Source organism: Burkholderia sp. AU45388, assembly GCF_030481585.1.
In the GTDB taxonomy this organism is placed as follows: Bacteria; Pseudomonadota; Gammaproteobacteria; order Burkholderiales; family Burkholderiaceae; genus Burkholderia; species Burkholderia sola.
Window position 1 is genome coordinate 1 of the sequence record NZ_JAUJPV010000069.1, and the last position, 998, is coordinate 998.

A 998-nucleotide genomic window follows, 5' to 3' on the forward strand; every position below is an offset into this window, starting at 1 on the left:
TCGGTCTTCACGCGCTCGACGATGCCTTCGTCGCGCAGCAGCTTCAGGTTCGCGACCGCGACGGCCGCCGCCACCGGATGGCCCGAATACGTGAGGCCGTGATTGAATTCGCCGTTGTCGATGATCGGGCGTGCGACGCGCTCGTGAATACCCACCGCGCCCATCGGCACGTAGCCCGAGGTCAGGCCCTTCGCCATCGTGATCAGGTCCGGCTCGAAGCCGAAGTGCTGATGCGCGAACCATTCGCCGGTGCGGCCGAATCCGCCGATCACTTCGTCGGCGACGAGCAGGATGTCGTACTTGCGGCAGATCCGCTGAATTTCCGGCCAGTACGTCGACGGCGGGAAGATCACGCCGCCCGCGCCCTGGAACGGCTCGCCGATGAATGCCGCGACGTTCTCCGCGCCGAGTTCGAGGATCTTCGCTTCGAGCTGCTGTGCCCGCGCGAGGCCGAATGCTTCCGGCGTCTCGCCCGGCTGCGCTTCGCCGAAGAAATACGGCTGGTCGATATGCACGATGTGCTCGACCTTCGACGGCATCTGCTCGTGCATGTATCCCATCCCGCCGAGCGTGCCGCCCGCGATCGTCGAGCCGTGATAGCCGTTCTTGCGCGAGATCACGTATTTCTTCTGCGGCTGGCCCTGCACGCGCCAGTATTGATGCACGAGGCGCAGCACGGTGTCGTTGCCTTCCGAGCCGCTGTTGCAATAGAAGAAGTGGTTGAAGCCGGCCGGCGTGACTTCCGCGAGCATCGCGGAAAGCTCGATCACCGGCGGGTGCGTGGTCTTGAAGAACGTGTTGTAGAACGGCAGTTCCTGGATCTGGCGATACGCGGCGTCGGCGAGTTCCTTGCGGCCGTAGCCGACGTTTACGCACCACAGGCCGGCCATCCCGTCGATCACCTTGTTGCCGTCGGAGTCCCACAGGTAGACGCCGTCGGCCTTCACGATCACGCGGCTGCCGGCGCGATTGAGCGCGCCCATGTCGGAGAACGGGTG

At 64.7% G+C, this 998-nt stretch carries 1 protein-coding gene; it reads right to left on the bottom strand.

The window, feature by feature from the left end; genetic code table 11:
- On the bottom strand, positions 1 to 998 hold a 998-nt coding region (locus tag QZM72_RS35460), incomplete at both ends, for an aminotransferase (protein WP_301740437.1).